This is a genomic window from Accumulibacter sp., from assembly GCF_016789985.1.
Taxonomy (GTDB): domain Bacteria; phylum Pseudomonadota; class Gammaproteobacteria; order Burkholderiales; family Rhodocyclaceae; genus Accumulibacter.
The window spans coordinates 1-18,149 of the sequence record NZ_JAEUOL010000059.1 but is presented as its reverse complement, the minus strand read 5'-3'; the positions used below and the strand labels follow the sequence as shown (position 1 = coordinate 18,149).

Genomic DNA, 18,149 nt, shown 5'->3' with positions numbered 1-18,149 from the left:
CTCTGTCGCAGGGCTTCAACCCGGGCGTATCTCACCGCGACTCCGGCGCAAAATACGCCGCACATTTTTTTGGCAGATCACGCGCCAGCTTGACTTCCGCCAACTCCTTACGCAACCGAGCCAACTCAACTGCCGTCTCCTTCGGTACCCGCTGCGCCTGCCCCACTTGCTCCCACTTGCCTGCCTGGAATGCCCTGACCCCGTTCCCCAGACGGCTCTTCGGCACCGACAGCCGCTTCGCCGCCGCATCCCCCGAGAGCCTTCTCTCCGCAACCCGCTTCACCGCCTCCGCCCGAAATTCCGGCGTGTACAACTCCTTCGGCATCCTTGTCATCTCCATCCTCCGTTTCCATTCATTTTACGAAACGTTGGACTCCACTTTTTTCAGCCTACCTCAAACAGGTCCTGGGCGTTTCTGACCAATTCCTGCTTCCAGGTGCTGATCATCGTGGGATACTCACCGTACTCCGAGGCCAACTCTGCCAGCGTCTGCTCTCCCGACAACGCCGCCATCGCTACTTGCGCTTTGCTCTCATGTTTCACGTGCCTTTCGTCCGGTCGGCCTTAGCTTATCCGAATGTCCGAAAAAACGTGACCGCCGCAGGGTTTATGGAGCGCTTACGAAAAACGAAACCGTGTGCCTGGATTCAGACGTGCTGCAAGCCGATGACGAGGCTTTCGTGGCATTCCAGGCCATTGCCGGCTACAACCCGGCCAACCCGGCGTACCGCCTCGAAGCGGTGGCCGCCCACAACGAGCTGCGCGCCCAGAACACCCTGGCCGCGGCGCGCGACGCCGCCATCGCTGCCATCGCCGCCCAATGGGAATTCCACAACCTCATGCTCGGCGTCAAGGATCAGGTGATCGCCCAATACGGCGCCGACTCCGATCAGGTGGCCTCGCTCGGTCTGAAGAAGAAGTCCGAACGCAAGGCCCGCGTCCGCGCCGGCAAGAACTCCACGTAGTGCGCGGACAGCGGTGAGGAGACAACCAAGCATCGCGATGCATCGGGAAGCCATCCGGGGCATCGTTCCGGCCTGGCGGGTCAGGATTCCGGGCGACACGCGCACGGGGCGCGAGGCGATCAGGGCGGCCCATGGGCCCCGGCATCGACCCCTTCCTGCCCTGCCCGCCGGGTCGCTCGGTCGTCGTGACCGCTTCCTGCTACCGACCATTTCCCGATGCGCGAGAGAGCGCGCTGCGCCTTGGGCAGGTCGGGCCGTGCGGTGAGCGCCGCCTGCCAGGCTCTGATCGCCTGCGGGTGACGCCGCAGGCGGCAGAAGACCAGCCCGAGATCGTACCAGGCGCCGGCAAGAGTCGATCCGTGGTCGCTCGCCGCGGGCAGACACTGCTGCGCGGCGGACAGGTCGTCGCCTTTGCCAGCGGCCGGGGAGCGGCCGTCGGCTGCCCTGTCCGCGGCGCTGAACGCCTCCAGGGCCTGCGCTCGGCGTCTGGTCCGATAATAGACGAGGCCGAGAAACTGCAGGGAAACGACGTCATCCGGGATGGCCAGCAGGATGCTGCGCGCCATCCACTCGGCTTGCACGAGATCGCCGCTCTGATAGAAAGCGCCGAGCAAGTCAAAGAGTGCGTTGATCATCAGCCATCCTCCAGGCTTCTCCGGAAAGACATGGCCGGACCATCAGCCGAGGTCCACCGGCACGAAAATCTTCGCCTCGCCCCGCTCGATGAGCAGGGCCACATTCTTGCCCGCCTTGTCGAGCAGGCCGCGCAAGTGCGCCGCATCGCGCACCGGCTGCCCGTTGAGCGAGAGGACGAGGTCACCGGGCCGGATGCCGGCGCGTGCCGCCGGCCCGCTGACGTTCTCGACCAGCAGGCCGTCGGGATGGTCGGTCTGGCGGCGCTCGTCCGGCGTCAGGGGGCGCAGCGCGAGGCCCAGGCGCGTCTTGTCGGCCTCGCCGGCCTTCTCCGACGCCGGTCTGGCAGAGGGGATTTCGCCCACCGACAGGGTGATCTCGTGGCCGGTCCCCTGGCGCCAGACCTGCAACCTGATCTCGCTTCCCGGCTTGGTCGAGGCCACCAGCGGCGGCAACTCGGAGGAAGAACCGATCGTCTTGTCGTTCAGCTTGAGGATGATGTCGCCGGGCTGGATTCCCGCCTTCGCCGCCGGGCTGCCTTTCTCGACCGAGCTGACCAGGGCGCCGGCGTTGCTCCTGAGACCGAACGATTCGGCGAGCGATTGCGACACCTCCTGGATGGTCACCCCGAGGCGGCCGTGGCTCACCTTGCCATGCGCGACGAGTTGTTGCTCGATGTTCATCGCGACGTCGATCGGGATGGCGAAGGAGACGCCCTGATAACCGCCGCTGCGGCTGTAGATCTGCGAGTTGATGCCGATCACCTCGCCCGCCAGGTTGAGCAGCGGGCCACCCGAGTTGCCCGGATTGACCGCGACGTCGGTCTGGATGAAGGGCACGTAGCTGTCGCTGGGCAGCGAGCGTGACTTGGCCGAGACGATGCCGGCGGTGACGGTGTTCTCGAAACCGAAGGGTGAGCCAATGGCGACCACCCATTCGCCGACGCGGGCGCGCGCCGGATCGCCGAGACGGACGACCGGCAACTGGCTGGCGTCGATGCGCAGCACCGCGATGTCGGTCAGCTTGTCGAGCCCGATGATCCTGGCACCGAACTCGCGCTTGTCGGTCAGCTTGACGGTGACCTCGTCGGCTCCGTCGACCACATGCGCATTGGTCAGGATCAGCCCGTCGGAGCTGACGATGAATCCCGAGCCCATGCCGCGCGCGGGGCCACGCTCCTGCGGCGCGGGGACAGCGAAGCGGCGGAAGAAGTCGAACATCGGGTCGTTCGGGTCGAAAGCGGTTTTCCTTTGGCCGCTGACGCTGATATTGACCACCGCCGGACCGCTGCTCTCGACGATTGCGCTGAAATCGGGCAGCGCCATTCCCGCACGACCGGTCGCGGCGGGCGCCACGGCCGGCGTTTCGACAGCGGCGACGGCCGCGCCGGGGTTGATCGCCTGGCCGCCGAACTTCGCATAACCGGCGCCCAAGGCGGCGAGCAGAGTGACGGCGAGCAGACTGCGTTTGAGGGTACTTGCTGGCATCGAGCTATCTCCTGTTTCGTTCCGTAACCGGAAGCACTCGGCTTCCCATGGGTGAACGATAGAAGAGCCCGACTTAAATCTGACTTAAGCCGCGGCCGCCGGGGGAAATTCGACGCGTGCGCGCAGACCGCCGAGGCGCGCGTCGCCGAGCCTGACCCGGGCCCGATGGCGCTCGGCGATGGTCCGCACGATCGCCAGGCCGAGCCCGCTGCCGGCATCGCCGGTCTGCGCCCGTCGGTAGAAACGGTCGAACACCCGTTCACGCTCGTCGGGCGGGATCCCTGGCCCCGAATCGCACACCTCGAGGAAGGCGCCGTCGGCGTTCTCGTCGGTCGTCACGTCGACCCGGCCGCCCGGCGGAGTGTAGCGCAGCGCGTTGCCGATCAGGTTGCCGATCAGGATGCGCAGCGCCTCGGCATCGCCGCTGACCATGCCGGGACGCCCGGTCGGCGTTGCCCCGAGATCGATCCGTCGCGCCTCGGCCAGCGGCAGATGATCGGCGATGACCTGCGCGGCGAGTTCGCCGAGGTTGAGCGGGGCCGGGCAAGGCTCGCCGCCTCCCGGTTCCAGACGGGCCAGGGTGAGCAACTGTTGCACCGAATGGGTGGCGCGTTGCAAGCCGCCTTTCAGTTCGCCAAAGGCCTCGGCGCGTTGCGTCGGATCAGGCGCGCGCTCGGCCAGTTGCGCCTGCAGGGTGAGCGCCGCCAGGGGTGTGCGCAGCTCGTGCGCGGCATCGGCGATGAAGTCGCGTTGTGCCTCGAGCGCGCGTTTCAGGCGGAGCAGGAGGTCGTTGAGCGCCAGCACCAGCGGCAGGACCTCGGACGGAACAGGGCTTTCCGGCAGCGGGTCGAGCGCCACCGCGCTGCGCGTGGTGACCGCCCGCGCCACGGTGGCCAGCGGCCGCAAGCCACGGCCGACGACAACCCAGATCAGCACCCCGAGCACCGGCAGCATCAGCAGGAAGGGCGCCACGGTGCGCAGGGCCGCCGCCAGCGCCAACTGGTCACGCAGATGCATCGGCTGCGCCACCTGGATCACCTGCCCCCTCTGCTGCAGACCGAAAACCCGCCATTTGCCATGCGCGGTAGGCACCGTGGCAAAGCCGAGCGGCACCTGATGCGGCAGATCCTGGCGCGGATGCGAGAGATAGATGCGGGTTCCGTCCGGCGCCCAGATCTGCACCGAGAAGTCCTGCGCGTCCTCTTCGAGCGGGTGTTCGCGCCCGCCGGCCGCGTTGCCGCCGTGGTCACGCAACGACAGGGCCAATTGCCGCAACTGGTAGTCGAACAGGGCATTGGCCTCGTCGCGCGCCGTCCGGTAGGTGGCCAGGGCACCGAGCAACATGGTCAGGGTGATGGCCGACAGGAGGGCGATCAGCAACTGGCGGCGGATCGATTTCATCATGCCCGGGGCACCAGATAGCCGACGCCGCGGAGGTTTCTGATCCGCTCGGCGCCCAGCTTGCGACGCAGGGAATGGATGTACACCTCGACTGCGTTGCTGCCGATCTCTTCACCCCAGCCATAGAGGCGTTCCTCGAGGTCGGCGCGCGACAGCGGCGTGCCGGGTCGTTCAAGCAGTGCTTGCAGCAGCGCGAACTCGCGCGCCGCCAGGTTCACCGGCTGGCCGTTCTGGGTCAGCTCGTGGGTCGCCGGATTGAGGCAGAGGTCGCCGACGATGAGCAGCGGCGCGGCCCGCCCGGCGTGCCGGCGCAATACGGCGCGCATGCGGGCCGACAGCTCGTCGAGGTCGAACGGTTTGACCAGATAGTCGTCGGCGCCGCTGTCCAGCCCCTTGATCCGGTCAGCCACCGCATCGCGCGCGGTGATCACCAGCACCGGGAGGCGATTGCCGGCGCGCCGCAGCCGGGCGAGCACATCGAGCCCGGAGCCGCCCGGCAGCCCGAGGTCGAGCAGCAGCAGTTCGTAGGGTGTGGTCTGCAGGGCCAGTTCGGCGGCCCGCCCGTCGCCTACCCAGTCGACCGTGTAGCCGTCCTGGCGCAGTCCCTGCTGGACGCTCCTGCCGATCATCGGATCGTCCTCGACGAGTAAGACGCGCATCGTGGTTTTCGTGGTTTGCCCGGGAGGGGATGTCGGGAGCTACAGCGGCGACCTGATTTCGTCCAGCGGACGCGCCAGAACCCCGGGATGACAGGTGAACAATGATATCTGGTGTCGCGTCGCCGCGTCGAACGGCACACGCCTGATCTGTGCGCGGCGCTGCTCAACGCCAACCGATTCGCTGCCCTGTGCACCTTGCCGGGTCAGGAGGCCGGAGATCGGTTGCCGGTCGATTTCCAGGCCGGCCTGCGGGAAGAGCCGCCGCAGGTAGCGGTTCAGGTGCGTCTGCAGCTTTCGCGTCAGGGCGTTTCGCTGCGCAAGCAGCAGGCAATCCGGCGTGCTGGCGCGCCGGCGGCCAAACCGGCGCCACTTAACGGCCACCCCGGCTGCCGCCCTTGTCCCAGACGTAACGGGCGCTACGCTGCCAGCGCGCCGGCGCCTGGCGCAGCACATTGTCGGTCGCCGGCGCGCGCGGCGGCGCGACCGGTCCGGGGGCGGCGGTCGTCGGTTTCCTGACGGGCGGCGAGGTCGGCTTGGCGGTCATTCGGGTATGCTCGGAGAGGCTGGCGGGCGCTATGGTAGACTTTGCTCCCATTCTAACGCGCAAGAGGCAAGCATGTCCGGCAACACCTTCGGCACCCTGTTCGCCGTGACGTCGTTTGGCGAATCGCATGGCCCCGCGATCGGCTGCGTGGTTGATGGCTGCCCGCCGGGGCTGGCGATCAGCGCGGCCGACATTCAGGCCGAGCTCGACCGGCGCAAGCCGGGCACGTCGCGACACGTGACGCAGCGACGCGAGCCGGATGAGGTCGAGATCCTGTCGGGAGTGTTTGACGGACGCACGACCGGCACGCCGATCGCCCTGCTGATCCGCAATCAGGACCAGCGCAGCAAGGATTATGGCAACCTCGCCGACACCTTCCGTCCCGGCCATGCCGACTATGTGTATACGCAGAAATACGGTTTCCGCGACCACCGCGGCGGGGGGCGTTCATCGGCGCGGGAAACCGCCGTGCGCGTCGCGGCGGGGGCGATCGCCCGCAAGTGGCTGGCCGAGCGTTACGGTGTCGCCCTCCGGGGCTGGATGAGTCAGCTCGGCCCGATCGACATTCCCTTTGTCTCTGCCGATGAGATCGCCGGCAACCCGTTTTTTGCCCCGAACGCGCGGATCGTCCCCGAACTCGAGGAGTACATGGACGAGTTGCGCAAATCGGGTGATTCGGTCGGCGCAAGGATCACGGTCAGCGCGAGCGGTGTGCCGCCCGGCTGGGGTGAGCCGGTGTATGACCGGCTCGATGCCGAAATCGCCCACGCGATGATGAGCATCAATGCGGTCAAGGGTGTCGAGATCGGCGCCGGCTTCGCCAGCATTGCGCAGAAGGGCAGCGAACATGGCGACGAGATGACGCCACAAGGCTTCCTCAGCAACCACGCCGGGGGGGTTCTGGGCGGTATCTCGACCGGACAGGATGTGCTGGTCAGTCTGGCCATCAAGCCGACCTCGAGCATTCGCCTGCCGCGCCGTTCGGTGACGGTCGGCGGCGAACCGGCGGAGGTGGTCACCCATGGTCGGCACGACCCCTGTGTCGGCATTCGGGCGACCCCGATTGCCGAGGCGATGCTGGCCCTCGTGCTGATCGACCAGGCTTTGCGCCATCGCGCCCAGTGTGCCGACGTGGTGTGCGCCACACCGCTCGTTCCGGGCCGTCCGGCAGGGTGACGGGCAGCCGTGGCAATGGTTATAATCGCGTCGTCTGGCCGCGCATCGGGCGGGCCGGGATCAGCAAGAGGCGACGACAATGCAAGTTGAGCACCACGACCTTCACCATGAATTCCCCGAGTATCTGGATTCGATTCACCAACTGAAGACCTCGAGTGAACAGTTCGGGCAGCTCTACGACGAATACCATGAACTCACGCGTGAGGTCGAGCGCCTCGAAGAGGAAGACCTGCCGATCGATGATTTCACCATCGAGAACATGAAGAAGAAACGTGTCTGGCTCAAGGACCAGATGTACCGGATGCTCTTCGCCTACCAGAACGGTAGCTGAACCGACCATCCTCCCGACAATGCCCCGACGCTGCATCCGGTAGAATCACCGGATGCATTCGCTGCCCTATTGGCGCCTTTCCGGCTATTACTTCTTCTATTTCGCCTTCATCGGCGTCTTTTCGCCCTATTTCGGGCTTTATCTCCAGTCACTCTCGTTTTCCGCCTGGGACATCGGCCTGCTGATGTCGCAAATGCAGTTGATGCGCCTGTTCGCGCCTTACCTCTGGGGCGCGCTGGCCGATCGTCTGGCACAGCGGGTAACCGTCGTCCGTCTCGCCGCCGTGCTCGGTCTGTTCGGTTTCTCGGCCTTTTTCGCAGTCCGCGACTTCGCCCCGATGCTGGTCGCCATGGCGCTGCTGGCCTTCTTCTGGAGCGCCGCGCTGCCCCTGGTCGAGACCGTGACCTTCGATCATCTGCGCGAAGAACCGGCGCGCTACAGCCGCATCCGGCTGTGGGGTTCGATCGGCTTCATCGTCGCGGTGATGGGCACCGGCCTGCTGCTCGACCGACTGCCACTGGCCAGCCTGTTGTGGGTCATCGTCGGCACCCTGGGCGGCATCCTGGTTTACGCCCTGTTCATCCCCGAAGCGCCGTCGCACGCCCTCCCTGGCGAGCAACCGCTGGTTGGCACGATCCTTCGCCAGGCGCGGGTGCGGGCGCTGTTTGCCGCCTGCTTCGCCATGTCGGCGGCGCACGGTGCGCTCTACGTCTTCTACTCGATCCACCTCACCGAGCACCGTTACAGCAAATTCCTCGTCGGTTGCCTGTGGTCGCTCGGCGTGCTGGCCGAAATCGTGGTCTTCTTCTTCATGGTCACCCTGTTGCGCCGTTTCGGCCTGCGCACCATCCTGCTCGTCAGTTTCGCCGCGGCGGTCGTGCGTTTCCTGGTGATCGGTCTCGGCGTCGAGCACCTGTCGTTGATCGTCGCCGCCCAACTGCTGCACGGTCTGACCTTCGGCGCCTATCACGCGGCGGCGATCGCCGCGGTCAACCGCTGGTTCCCGGGTCGCTGCCAGGCACGCGGGCAGGCCCTCTATTCGAGTGTATCGTTTGGCGCCGGAGGCCTGCTCGGCAGTCTGCTGAGTGGCTGGACCTGGGACGCCTGGGGAGCGGCGCCGACCTATGCCCTCAGTTCCGTCCTTGCGCTGCTCGGTCTGCTACTGGTCGCGACAGGGGTGACGACGGAGGCCGAAGTCGGCGGAGGACCGTCGTCGCGCGTTGTCGATGCCTGACTTCCCTGACGGAGGATTCCTGGTGCGGTATCGCGTTTTCTCCCGCCGCCTCTGGCTGCTGGCTCTGGCGCTGGTCATCGCCACGGGCTGCGCGACGACGCGCACGACGGCCAGCGGCAAGGTGGGGGTCGATCGGGAGCAGACCATGCTGGTCTCTTCCGACGAAGTCAATCGTGCGGCGGGCAAGGCGTACCAGGAGACCCTGCGCACGGCGCAAGCCGGGAATCTGCTCAATCGGGATGTGCAGGAACTGGCACGCGTGCGGGAGATCGCGGCGCGCCTGATTGCGGCGACCGCCGCCTTCCGCAGCGACGCCCCGGCCTGGCGCTGGGAGGTCAACGTCGTCCGTTCGCGCGAACTCAATGCCTGGTGCATGCCGGGTGGCAAGATCGTGGTGTACTCGGGCCTGGTCGAGCAACTGCGACTCTCGGACGACGAACTCGCGGCAGTGATGGCGCACGAGATCGCCCATGCCCTGCGCGAGCATGGCCGCGAAAAGGCTGGCCAGGCGGCCGGCGTCGGTGCGGCCGCCGCCATCGGCGGCGCCTTGATCGGCGCCTATTTCGGCGTCGATTCCGGCCTCGGCAAGTCGGTGATCGGTACGTTGGGCGAGTTCGCCTTCATGCGCCCCAACTCGCGCGAGATGGAGCAGGAAGCGGACCGCATCGGCATCGAACTGGCGGCGCGTGCCGGCTATGACCCCGCGGCAGCGGTCAGTCTGTGGCAGAAGATGAGTCGTACGGCGGGCGGACGATCGCCGGAATGGTTGTCGACCCATCCATCGCACGAGACGCGCATCGCCGACCTGCGCCGTTACGCCGAGCGTGTCCAGCCACTTTACGACACGGCGCGCCAGGCGCCCTGAAACATCGCCGGCAAGCGGTGAACCGCCATGGCGGCACTGACAGCGGCGCTGACGGTGTGACATAATCCGGGGCTCCACAGCGCCCATGGGGCCGAACCTCTCGGGATAGACCTTCGATGCCGCAGACCCTGTACGAAAAGCTTTGGCAGGACCATGTCGTCCATCAGGAAGCCGATGGAACCGCGCTGATCTATATCGATCGCCATCTGGTGCACGAAGTGACCAGCCCGCAGGCCTTCGAGGGCCTGAAACTGGCCGGCCGCAAGCCGTGGCGGATATCGTCGATCGTCGCCACCGCCGACCACAACACGCCGACCGACCACTGGGATCGGGGCATCGAGGATCCGGTTTCGCGCCTGCAGGTCGAAACGCTCGACGCCAATATCCGCGCGTTCGGGGCATTGGCCTACTTTCCGTTCAAGGACCCTCGCCAGGGCATCGTACACGTCGTCGGTCCGGAAAGCGGCGCGACCCTGCCCGGCATGACGGTCGTCTGCGGCGACTCGCACACCAGCACGCATGGCGCGTTCGCCTGCATGGCGCACGGCATCGGCACCTCCGAGGTGGAGCACGTGCTCGCCACGCAATGTCTGTTGCAGAAGAAGTCGAAGACCATGCTGCTGCAGGTCGATGGCGTACTCGGCAGGGGCGTCACGGCGAAGGACGTGGCGCTGGCGATCATCGGCCGCATTGGCACGGCCGGCGGCACGGGATACGCCATCGAGTTTGGCGGCAGTGCGGTGCGCAGCCTGTCGATGGAAGGCCGCATGACCCTCTGCAACATGGCCATCGAAGCCGGTGCCCGGCTGGGACTGATCGCGGTCGATGAGGTGACCATCGATTATCTGCGCGGCCGTCCGTTCGCGCCGCAAGGCGCACGATGGGAACAGGCCGTCGTCCATTGGCGCCGTTTGCGCAGCGATGATGGCGCCCGTTTCGACCGCGTGATCGAGATGCCGGCGGCGGCGATCGGGCCACAGGTGACCTGGGGAACGTCGCCCGAGATGGTGGTGCCGGTCGATGCACGCGTCCCGGATCCGGCCAGCGAGCCCGATCCGGTGAAACGTGAAGGGATGGAACGTGCCCTGCGCTACATGGGTCTCAGTCCAGACTTGCCTATCTGCGACATTGCGCTCGACAAGGTTTTCATCGGTTCGTGCACCAACTCGCGCATTGAGGATCTGCGCGCCGCGGCCGCCGTCGTCCGCGGTCGCACGGTGGCCAGCAACATCCGCCTTGCACTGGTCGTTCCGGGCTCGGGACTGGTCAAGCGGCAGGCCGAAGAGGAGGGACTGGACGAGATCTTCCGTGCCGCCGGTTTCGAGTGGCGGGAGCCTGGCTGTTCGATGTGTCTGGCGATGAACGCCGATCGCCTGGAGGCTGGCGAGCGCTGCGCCTCGACTTCGAACCGCAATTTCGAAGGGCGGCAGGGGGCCGGCGGCCGCACCCACCTGGTCAGCCCCGAGATGGCCGCTGCGGCCGCGATTGCCGGGCATTTCTGCGACATCAGGGAATGGCTCTAGGCAACAGGAGGAAACATGAAGAAATGGTGCTCGATTCTGCTGGTGATCATTTCGGCGACCGCGCTGGTCGGCTGCAACACCATGCAGGGACTCGGCAAGGACATCGAAAAGGGTGGTCAGGCAATTGGCAAGGCGGCCAGGTAGGGCGCCGGGACAAAGAGGAGTGGCATGGAAAAGTTCATTCGCCTCGACGGACTGGTGGTACCGCTCGACCGGGCCAACGTCGATACCGACGCGATCATCCCCAAGCAGTTTCTGAAGTCGATCAGGCGCTCGGGCTTCGGCCCGAATCTGTTCGACGAGTGGCGCTATCTGGACGTCGGCGAACCCGGCAGGGACGATTCGCTGCGCCCGCTCAATCCGGATTTCGTGCTCAATCAGCCGCGCTATCGCGGGGCGCAGATCCTGCTCGCCCGCCAGAACTTCGGTTGCGGCAGTTCACGCGAACATGCTCCCTGGGCGCTGCTTGACTTCGGTCTGCGCACGGTGATTGCAGAGAGTTTCGCCGACATTTTCTTCAACAACTGCTTCAAGAACGGCATTCTGCCGGTCGTCCTGCCGGCGGCCGAGATCGATGCCCTGTTCGCTCTCGTCGAGGCGACACCGGGCTGCCACCTGGTAGTCGATCTCGAACAGCAGGTGGTGCTTCGTCCGGATGGCAGGTCGCTGCCGTTTGCCGTCGATCCGTTCCGTCGGGAATGCCTGCTCAATGGCTGGGACGATATCGGACTGACCTTGCGCCACGCCGAGCTGATCAAGGCGTTCGAAGCCAGGCGTCGCGAACAGCAGCCCTGGCTGTTCGCCTGAGGAAGCGACATGAAGATCTGTGTCCTCCCGGGTGATGGTATCGGCCCGGAAATCATCGCCGAGGCGGTGCGCGTACTGCGTGCGCTCGATCTGCACTGCGAACTGGAAGAAGCGCTGCTCGGCGGTTGCGCCGTGGACGCCGCCGGTGAGCCCTACCCGGCGGCCACCCGGAGCATCGCCGAGCAAGCCGATGCCGTCCTGCTCGGCGCGGTGGGCGGCCCGCAATGGGACACGCTGCCGCGCGCCCAGCGTCCGGAACGCGGTCTGCTCGCGATTCGCCAGCAACTGGGCCTGTTCGCCAACCTGCGTCCGGCGATCCTCTACCCGGAACTGGCCAACGCCTCGTCACTCAAGCCCGAGGTCGTCTCCGGCCTGGACATCCTGATCGTCCGCGAGCTGACCGGCGACATTTACTTCGGGCAGCCGCGAGGGATCGAGACGCGCATGGTCGATGGCCGGCAGGAGCGCTACGGCTTCAACACCATGCACTACAGCGAGGGCGAAATTCGTCGCATCCTGCGCGTGGCTTTCGCGGCGGCGCGCAAGCGCGGGCGCAGACTGTGCTCGGTCGACAAGATGAACGTGCTCGAAACGACCCAGCTCTGGCGCGATGTGGCCAGCGAGATGGCCGCCGAGTATCCCGATGTCGAGCTCAGCCACATGCTGGTGGACAATGCGGCAATGCAGCTGGTGCGCAGTCCGAAACAGTTCGACGTGCTGGTAACCGGCAACCTGTTCGGCGACATCCTGTCGGACGAGGCGGCGATGTTGACCGGATCGATCGGCATGCTGCCTTCGGCCTCGCTCGATGCGCACAACAAGGGGCTTTACGAACCCTGCCACGGCTCGGCGCCGGATATTGCCGGCCAGGACGTGGCCAATCCGCTGGCAACGATTCTCTCCGCCGCGATGATGCTGCGCTACACCTTCTCGAACGAAGAGGCCGCCGCGCGTATCGAGCAGGCGGTCAGGCAGGTGCTGGCGCAGGGCTACCGTACCGCCGACATCTACGAGCCGGGAATGCACAAGGTCGGCACGCGGGGCATGGGCGACGCGGTTCTGGCAGCACTTTGACGGAAACTGAAGGATGGGTGAACACATGATGAAAGTGGGTCTGGTTGGCTGGCGAGGCATGGTGGGCTCGGTCCTCATGCAGCGGATGATCGACGAGGGTGACTTCGGTCACATCGATCCGTTCTATTTCTCCACTTCGGCGGTCGGCAGGGAAGCGCCGGTATTTGCCGGCAAGGAGGCCGGCACGCTGCAGGACGCGATGTCGATCGAAGCACTGAGCCACCTCGACGTGGTGATCACCTGCCAGGGTGGCGACTACACCAAGCAAGTCTTCCCCAGGCTGCGTGCGGCTGGCTGGCGAGGCCACTGGATCGACGCGGCATCCACCCTGCGCATGCACGACGATGCCGTGATCATTCTCGATCCGGTAAACCTCGACGTCATCAAGGATGCACTGAGCAAGGGTGGACGCAACTGGATCGGCGGCAACTGCACGGTCTCGCTGATGCTGATGGGCGTTGGTGGTCTTTTCCGCCACGACCTGGTCGAGTGGATCAGCGCCATGACCTACCAGGCGGCTTCCGGTGCCGGCGCCCAGAACATGCGCGAGCTGTTGCTGCAGATGGGTGCGCTGCACGACGCCGTGCAGGCGCAGCTTGCCGAGCCGGCTTCGGCAATCCTGGAGATCGACCGGCGGGTCGCCGAAACCATGCGCTCGGCCAGTTTTCCGACGGGCAACTTCCGCAATACGGCACTCGCCGGCAGCCTGATCCCGTGGATCGATGTGCCGGTCGAGGGGGGACAGTCGAAGGAAGAGTGGAAGGGGGGCGCCGAGTGCAACAAGATCCTGGGCCGGCCCGCCTTTCACACCCCGGGCAGCATCCCGGTCGATGGCCTGTGCGTGCGCATCGGAGCGATGCGCTGCCATGCGCAGGGTCTGACCATCAAGCTCAAGCGCGATGCGCCGCTGGACGAAGTCTCCGACATCATTGCGCAAGCCAACCCGTGGGTGAAGGTGGTGGCCAATGAGCGCGAGACTACCGAGCGCGAGCTGACACCGGCCGCCGTCACCGGCACGATGACGGTACCCGTCGGCCGTCTGCACAAGCTGGCGATGGGACCCGAGTATCTTGCTGCCTTCACGGTCGGTGATCAACTGCTCTGGGGAGCCGCCGAACCGCTGCGCCGGATGCTCCGCATCCTGCTCGATAACTGATTGAAAGAAATTGGAAGAACCGGGTCTGCCGACCCGGTTCCGGGCTTCACCGTGAGGTCAGAATCAGAAGCACGTTTGGCTTGCATGGCTAACTTCATGATGTTATTTTAATAATTCCAATTTCGACGCTCAAGGTGGCGCCGTGGCCAAAAAACTAAATCACACAGCAAGAAACTTCAGACTGCGGACCTCGGTTTGGGCGGTAGCCTCTTCGCTGGCGCTCGCCACCTGGCCCTTGAGCGGCGAGGCGGCCGGACTCGGCAAGATCACCGTGTTCTCGGCACTCGGACAGCCGCTGCGCGCCGAACTGGAGGTTTTTGCAACGCGAGAGGAACTGGCCGGCATCAAGGCCCAGATCGCCTCGCAGGATGCCTTCAAGCAGGCCGGCGTCGATTACACGAGCACGGCGTCCGGCATCACCCTTAGCCTTGACAGGCGCCCGAATGGCCAGACTTTCATCCGGCTGAGTTCGGCCCGACCGGTCAACGACCCCTTTGTAGACCTCCTGCTGGAGCTCAACTGGCCAACCGGCCGGCTATTGCGCGAGTACACCTTCCTGCTTGATCCACCCGAATTTGCGGCCAAGGACGCCGCGCCACCGACCATCACCAGACCGTTCGCCACCCCCGGTCCACTGGCCGAGACGCGCCCGCCGGAGGAGCGGCAGGCACGCGCACCACGCTCCCGTGTCGCAGAACAACGCTCGACAGCAGTGTCTGGCGGCGCCACCTACGAAGTCAGGCGCGGAGAAACGCTGAGCCAGATCGCGCGCGAGCTCCGCCCGGAAGGAGTGTCGCTCGAACAGATGCTGCTCGGGCTTTTCCGGGCCAATCCGGAGGCCTTCGAGCAAGGCAACATCAACCGCCTGAAGGCAGGCCAGATCCTCTCCGTGCCGGACAAGACCGCTCTCGAAGCGATTCCGCGCAGCGAGGCGAGGACTGTCGTCGTCGCTCAATCGACCGACTGGAGCACTTACCGCAAGAAACTTGGCGCTGCGGCAGCAGAGACTCCGGGCAGGGACGAGGGAGGACGGCAGCAGGCGGCCGGAAAGATTACGACCAAGGTGGAGGAAAGGGGAGGGTCGACCGCCGAACCGAAGGATCAGCTCAAGGTATCAAGGACCGAGCTTCCCGAGACCAAGCCTTCGACGGCGGGGAAACGCGGTGATGAAGACCTGATCGCCAAGGAGAAGGCGCTCAAGGATGCCAATGAGCGCCTGGCCACCCTGGAAAGAAATGTCGCCGAGTTGCAGCGGCTGCTGGAGCTGAAGAGCCAGACCCTGGCCGATCTGGAGAAACAGTCCGCGGGCAAGTCAGGCACCGCCCCCCCGGCCATTGCCACAACGCCCACGCCACCGGCAGCACTTCCCGCACCGGCGGCAGCCACCATGCCGGCGCCTGCCGCAGCCGCCGGAACTTCGTTGCCCGCCGCCCCGGCACCGACCGCTCAGCCGGTGGAGGCCAAGCCACCGGAAGCTGCGGTGCCGGCGGAGCCCCAGCCGGCACCCGCGCCGCCACCGGCGGAAGCGCCACCACCCGTGGCCGCGGCACCCGCGCCGACCGAACCGCCCGCACCGAAGCCGGTGATGCCGCCGCCCCCGCCGGAAGAACCCGGCTTCCTAGACGAGTTGCTGGACAACGCCGCGCCCCTGGGCGGTGGTGCCGCCATCATCGCGCTGCTCGCCGGCTATTGGTATGTCAAGCGCCGCCGCCAGGGCGACGTCGAGACCCCGCTTGACGCCACCAGCAGTACACTCGCGCCCGTCGCTGATAGCCTGGCCGCCAAGTCGGTCTTCCGCAGCACCGGCGGACAAAGCGTCGACACCTCGCACTCGCTGGGACAAACCGATTTCAGCCAGGCAGGCCCAGGCAGCATCGACACTGACGAAGTCGATCCGGTTGCTGAAGCAGACGTCTATATGGCCTATGGGCGTGACGCACAGGCTGAGGAAATCCTGCTAGAGGCCAAGCAGAAAGACTCCAGGCGGCACGCCATCCATCTCAAGCTGCTCGAGATCTACCTCGCCCGCAAGGACGCCAAACCGTTCGTTGCCCTGGCCAGCGAACTCTTCGCCGCTACGGGTGGCAGCGGCCCCGACTGGGAAAAAGCCGTGGCAATGGGTCTCCAGATCGAGCCCCGGAATCCGCTATTCGCACCTGCCAAGGCGAGCGAGCCACCCCCGCCCATCGCCCAGGCGACGGTTGTGGAACACACCGAATCCTTCGAGGATACCTTTACCAAGCCAGGGCAACTCACCCAGATGGTGGAAGCAGTCGGCGTACCGGCCGTCAGCCCTGCCCAGGCCGCTCCGGCAGAACAGCCACAGACGGTCAGCCTGGCGGATCTCGACTTCGATCTTGGGGGCAGTGACGGCAGCGCGCTGATCTCACCAGACATCGGAGAGGCAGCTCTTGAAACCACGCTTGCTTTCGCCAATACCGGAAGCGGCAGCGCACTCGACTTCGACCTGGAGACTTCCCTGCCAAAGGCTCCGGCACTGGCTTCTCCATCAATCGAAGAACGGGGCGACGAGGTGCGCCTGGTTGACGACGAGAGCTCCCTGGAAGTCACCATGCTGGTCCACCCGGCGTTGCCAAGTGGCGGGCCGTCCCCCCAGGCACCGGGAGACTTCGAATTTGATCTTGCCGAACCTTCCACCGACGATGCGACCTGGGAGGAGAAGACGCTGACCCGTGCCGAGGCGGCGACCGAGGTACTCGATATCGGTACGGCGACTGGTGCCGAGGCGCTCGAATTCGACGTGCGCTTGACCGAGTCCACCGTGCTTGGCGAAGGGATGCAGCATCCGGCATTCGACATGTCGTCGATCAGCCTTGATCTGACCCAGGCTGATGTGCTGACGGCGGGTGCCACGCCGACGATCGGCGGTGCGCTCGACTTCTCCTTTGAAGGCGAACAGGAAGACACGCTGGTCAACCCTGGATTCACCGAGGAGCAGACCGATACCGAAGTGAATCCGCTGTTTGGTGAGACCACCGAAACCAGTGGCGAGTCCGACATCAGCTCCAGTGAAGAAGTGGCCACCAAACTGGAACTGGCCAGAGCCTATCAGGACATGGGCGACCTGGAGGGAGCACGCGAACTTCTGCATGAAGTGGTCAACGAAGGTGATGCCGCGCAGCGGGAAGCAGCGCTGGCCCTCCTTTCCGGCCTGCGCGAATAGGTAACACAATCACTCACCAGACCGCCCGCGGTGGCTGGAAGACCACCCCGCTCGGCGCGTGACGCCAAGGCTACGAAAGCCAGCGTGCACCCCAGCACCCTCCTGCTCGCCTGGCTGATGATCGTGGCGACCATCCAGGTTCTCGATATTCGTTTCCTGATCGCTGCCCTGCTTCTACTGCCGGTATTCGGCACGGCCGCCTGGCGCGGCTGGCGGCAACTCGCCTGGCGTGCACGCTGGCTATTCCTGTCGCTGGTGGTCATCCTGAGTTGGGGGGGCATCGGCGATCCCGTCTGGAACGGCCCCCTGGCTCCCAGTCGCCAGGGGCTGCTTGACGCCGGCACCCATGCGGGGCGATTGCTGCTCATCCTGATGGCAGTGGTTGTCCTGCGCCAACGACTGCCAGTGACCGACTTGCTGACGGCCATCCATCGCCTGCTCGGACCCCTGCACCGTTGCGGCCTCGATGTCGATCGCGCGATCGTGCGCCTGCTTCTGGTCCTGAACTACCTCGATACGCTGCCCAGGCCGCGCGACTGGAAAAGCCTGCTGGCAAACCCCGGTAGCCACAACACGGAGGCGTTTGAACTTGCCGATCGTCGATTGTCCCGCCGCGACTATCTGCTGCTCGCCCTGCTGTTGCTCGGCTGCGCGCCGCTGCTCTATTTCTCGCAGATCTGAGACATGCGCATAGCCTTGGCGGTCGAGTACGATGGCAGCGGTTTTCGTGGCTGGCAGCAGCAACCGGGCGGTGGCACCGTGCAGGATGCGCTGCAGGGAGCCTTGCGACAATTTGCCGGAATGCCGGTGCCCGTCGTATGCGCCGGACGCACCGATGCCGGCGTCCATGCACTGGGACAGGTCGTGCATTTCGATACCGCTCTCGAACGCTCGCTGTACGCCTGGGTGCGTGGCACCAACACCTTCCTGCCGCCAGCGGTTGCCGTACGCTGGGCACAGGCCGTCGCCCCGGACTTCCACGCACGCTCGGCCGCCAGGGCGCGCCACTATCGCTATCTACTGGTCAATCGGGCACACCGGACCGGCGTCTGGCACGGCAGGGTGGGTTGGTACCATCAGCCGCTCGACCTCGCTGCGATGCGTGCGGCG

The 18,149-nt window shown here is 65.7% G+C and carries 20 protein-coding genes and 1 pseudogene; 13 read left to right on the top strand and 8 right to left on the bottom strand.

Annotation, left to right across the window (positions count from 1 at the left end):
- Together JNK99_RS03610 and JNK99_RS03605 are read right to left on the bottom strand one after the other, a co-directional pair.
- Positions 1-334: pseudogene (locus JNK99_RS03610) on the bottom strand (transposase); the annotation flags it as partial.
- A 50-nt stretch (positions 335-384) separates the two neighbouring features.
- Positions 385-543 (bottom strand): hypothetical protein, encoded by a 159-nt coding sequence (locus JNK99_RS03605; protein ID WP_291848741.1) that lies wholly within the window; start codon positions 541-543, stop codon positions 385-387.
- Between the two features lie 110 nt (positions 544-653).
- Between JNK99_RS03605 and JNK99_RS03600 the strand changes: the two genes are divergently transcribed.
- Positions 654-965, top strand: a complete 312-nt coding sequence (locus JNK99_RS03600) for a hypothetical protein (protein WP_291848739.1) — start codon at positions 654-656, stop codon at positions 963-965.
- Positions 966-1,084: 119 nt separating this feature from the next.
- On the opposite strand, the gene JNK99_RS03595 is transcribed toward JNK99_RS03600, so the two are convergent.
- From JNK99_RS03595 to JNK99_RS03570, 6 genes are all read right to left on the bottom strand, one after another.
- On the bottom strand, positions 1,085-1,600 hold the full coding sequence (locus JNK99_RS03595) for a hypothetical protein (protein ID WP_291848737.1): 516 nt from the start codon (positions 1,598-1,600) through the stop codon (positions 1,085-1,087).
- 42 nt (positions 1,601-1,642) lie between these two features.
- Complete coding sequence (locus JNK99_RS03590; RefSeq protein WP_291848736.1) at positions 1,643-3,085, bottom strand: DegQ family serine endoprotease; 1,443 nt, start codon at positions 3,083-3,085, stop codon at positions 1,643-1,645.
- 84 nt (positions 3,086-3,169) lie between these two features.
- Positions 3,170-4,489, bottom strand: coding sequence for an ATP-binding protein (locus tag JNK99_RS03585; RefSeq protein WP_366518699.1), 1,320 nt, complete (start codon positions 4,487-4,489; stop codon positions 3,170-3,172).
- Positions 4,486-5,145 carry a response regulator gene (locus JNK99_RS03580; protein ID WP_291848723.1) on the bottom strand — a complete coding sequence of 220 codons (660 nt, stop codon included), beginning with the start codon at positions 5,143-5,145 and terminating at the stop codon, positions 4,486-4,488. The genes JNK99_RS03585 and JNK99_RS03580 overlap by 4 nt, the downstream gene beginning before the upstream one ends.
- Positions 5,146-5,184: 39 nt before the next feature.
- A complete protein-coding gene (locus JNK99_RS03575) occupies positions 5,185-5,526 on the bottom strand; it encodes a hypothetical protein (RefSeq protein ID WP_291848721.1) in 342 nt (113 codons plus the stop codon).
- A complete protein-coding gene (locus JNK99_RS03570; protein WP_291848719.1) occupies positions 5,516-5,689 on the bottom strand; it encodes a hypothetical protein in 174 nt (57 codons plus the stop codon). Before JNK99_RS03570 ends, JNK99_RS03575 begins: the two co-directional genes overlap by 11 nt.
- A 72-nt stretch (positions 5,690-5,761) precedes the next feature.
- On the opposite strand from JNK99_RS03570, the gene aroC reads away from it, so the two are divergent.
- The 12 genes from aroC to JNK99_RS03510 form a co-directional block, all read left to right on the top strand.
- On the top strand, positions 5,762-6,865 hold the full coding sequence (aroC, locus tag JNK99_RS03565; protein WP_291848716.1) for a chorismate synthase: 1,104 nt from the start codon (positions 5,762-5,764) through the stop codon (positions 6,863-6,865).
- A 79-nt stretch (positions 6,866-6,944) separates the two neighbouring features.
- Positions 6,945-7,196, top strand: coding sequence for a YdcH family protein (locus tag JNK99_RS03560; RefSeq protein WP_291848713.1), 252 nt, complete (start codon positions 6,945-6,947; stop codon positions 7,194-7,196).
- 52 nt (positions 7,197-7,248) lie between these two features.
- Positions 7,249-8,430 carry an MFS transporter gene (locus tag JNK99_RS03555; protein WP_291848711.1) on the top strand — a complete coding sequence of 394 codons (1,182 nt, stop codon included), beginning with the start codon at positions 7,249-7,251 and terminating at the stop codon, positions 8,428-8,430.
- A 22-nt stretch (positions 8,431-8,452) separates the two neighbouring features.
- Complete coding sequence (locus tag JNK99_RS03550; RefSeq protein ID WP_291848709.1) at positions 8,453-9,295, top strand: M48 family metallopeptidase; 843 nt, start codon at positions 8,453-8,455, stop codon at positions 9,293-9,295.
- Between the two features lie 116 nt (positions 9,296-9,411).
- Positions 9,412-10,818: a 3-isopropylmalate dehydratase large subunit gene (gene leuC / locus JNK99_RS03545; RefSeq protein ID WP_291848706.1), complete on the top strand. Its 1,407-nt coding sequence runs from the start codon at positions 9,412-9,414 to the stop codon at positions 10,816-10,818.
- Between the two features lie 15 nt (positions 10,819-10,833).
- Positions 10,834-10,962: an entericidin A/B family lipoprotein gene (locus JNK99_RS03540; protein WP_291848703.1), complete on the top strand. Its 129-nt coding sequence runs from the start codon at positions 10,834-10,836 to the stop codon at positions 10,960-10,962.
- 24 nt (positions 10,963-10,986) lie between these two features.
- On the top strand, positions 10,987-11,625 hold the full coding sequence (gene leuD, locus JNK99_RS03535; protein WP_291848700.1) for a 3-isopropylmalate dehydratase small subunit: 639 nt from the start codon (positions 10,987-10,989) through the stop codon (positions 11,623-11,625).
- Between the two features lie 9 nt (positions 11,626-11,634).
- Entirely contained in the window at positions 11,635-12,699 is a 1,065-nt protein-coding gene (gene leuB, locus JNK99_RS03530) for a 3-isopropylmalate dehydrogenase (RefSeq protein WP_291848696.1), read from the top strand.
- Positions 12,700-12,724: 25 nt separating this feature from the next.
- Entirely contained in the window at positions 12,725-13,855 is a 1,131-nt protein-coding gene (gene asd, locus JNK99_RS03525; protein ID WP_291848743.1) for an aspartate-semialdehyde dehydrogenase, read from the top strand.
- Positions 13,856-13,997: 142 nt separating this feature from the next.
- Positions 13,998-17,039, top strand: coding sequence for a FimV/HubP family polar landmark protein (locus JNK99_RS03520; RefSeq protein WP_291848693.1), 3,042 nt, complete (start codon positions 13,998-14,000; stop codon positions 17,037-17,039).
- Between the two features lie 84 nt (positions 17,040-17,123).
- Positions 17,124-17,720, top strand: coding sequence for an energy-coupling factor transporter transmembrane component T (locus tag JNK99_RS03515; protein WP_291848690.1), 597 nt, complete (start codon positions 17,124-17,126; stop codon positions 17,718-17,720).
- Between the two features lie 3 nt (positions 17,721-17,723).
- On the top strand, positions 17,724-18,149 hold a 426-nt coding region (locus JNK99_RS03510; protein ID WP_291848688.1), incomplete at its 3' end, for a tRNA pseudouridine synthase A.

Bases quoted from the DNA above. Each gene is read 5' to 3' on its own strand.
- leuD (WP_291848700.1), top strand. From the start codon at position 10,987: ATGGAAAAGTTCATTCGCCTCGACGGACTGGTGGTACCGCTCGACCGG.
- JNK99_RS03560 (WP_291848713.1), top strand. From the start codon at position 6,945: ATGCAAGTTGAGCACCACGACCTTCACCATGAATTCCCCGAGTATCTG.
- JNK99_RS03590 (WP_291848736.1), bottom strand. From the start codon at position 3,085: ATGCCAGCAAGTACCCTCAAACGCAGTCTGCTCGCCGTCACTCTGCTC.
- JNK99_RS03580 (WP_291848723.1), bottom strand. From the start codon at position 5,145: ATGCGCGTCTTACTCGTCGAGGACGATCCGATGATCGGCAGGAGCGTC.
- leuB (WP_291848696.1), top strand. From the start codon at position 11,635: ATGAAGATCTGTGTCCTCCCGGGTGATGGTATCGGCCCGGAAATCATC.
- JNK99_RS03585 (WP_366518699.1), bottom strand. From the start codon at position 4,489: ATGATGAAATCGATCCGCCGCCAGTTGCTGATCGCCCTCCTGTCGGCC.
- JNK99_RS03540 (WP_291848703.1), top strand. From the start codon at position 10,834: ATGAAGAAATGGTGCTCGATTCTGCTGGTGATCATTTCGGCGACCGCG.
- JNK99_RS03570 (WP_291848719.1), bottom strand. From the start codon at position 5,689: ATGACCGCCAAGCCGACCTCGCCGCCCGTCAGGAAACCGACGACCGCC.
- JNK99_RS03555 (WP_291848711.1), top strand. From the start codon at position 7,249: ATGCATTCGCTGCCCTATTGGCGCCTTTCCGGCTATTACTTCTTCTAT.
- leuC (WP_291848706.1), top strand. From the start codon at position 9,412: ATGCCGCAGACCCTGTACGAAAAGCTTTGGCAGGACCATGTCGTCCAT.
- asd (WP_291848743.1), top strand. From the start codon at position 12,725: ATGATGAAAGTGGGTCTGGTTGGCTGGCGAGGCATGGTGGGCTCGGTC.
- JNK99_RS03595 (WP_291848737.1), bottom strand. From the start codon at position 1,600: ATGATCAACGCACTCTTTGACTTGCTCGGCGCTTTCTATCAGAGCGGC.
- aroC (WP_291848716.1), top strand. From the start codon at position 5,762: ATGTCCGGCAACACCTTCGGCACCCTGTTCGCCGTGACGTCGTTTGGC.